Source organism: Knoellia aerolata DSM 18566, from assembly GCF_000768695.1.
Taxonomy (GTDB): Bacteria; Actinomycetota; Actinomycetes; order Actinomycetales; family Dermatophilaceae; genus Knoellia; species Knoellia aerolata.
The window spans coordinates 1-526 of sequence record NZ_AVPL01000171.1; the positions used below are offsets into that span (position 1 = coordinate 1).

1 protein-coding gene is annotated in these 526 nt (G+C 72.1%); it reads right to left on the bottom strand.

The window, feature by feature from the left end:
- Window positions 1–526, bottom strand: a 526-nt coding sequence (locus N801_RS19170) for a fibronectin type III domain-containing protein (RefSeq protein ID WP_035941072.1), incomplete at both ends; no start/stop codon positions are given.

Sequence of the window (526 nt, forward strand, 5' to 3'; positions counted from 1 at the left end):
GTCACCGTGTACCCGGTGATCGCGCTGCCTCCGTGGGACGGTGCGGTCCAGGACACCATCGCCGAGGCATCCCCCGCAGTCGCGGAGACACCGGTCGGGGTACCCGGGACCGTGACCACCCCGACCGGTGTGACGGCGTTCGACCCCGCCGAGGCGGGCCCCGTCCCCGCCACGTTGGTCGCGGCGACCCGGAACGTGTACGCGGTGCCGTTGGTCAGCCCGGTCACGGTCGTGCTCGTCGCCGGCGGGTTGCCCGTCACTGTCCACGGCACCTGTGCCGTCGCACCGACGTACGGCGTCACGGTGTAGCCGGTGATCGGGCTGCCACCGTTGGACGGCGCGGTCCAGGACACCGTCGCGGACCCGTCTCCCGCGGTGGCCGTCACCGCGGTGGGTGCGGCGGGGACGGTCACGGACTGGGTGGTGAAGGTGACGTCGACCCAGTAGTTGGTCGACTGGTAGCTGCTGGTCGGGAACCTGGACGTGCGGCCGTACGTGTAGACGCCGTTGGCTCCGCCGTCGCCGT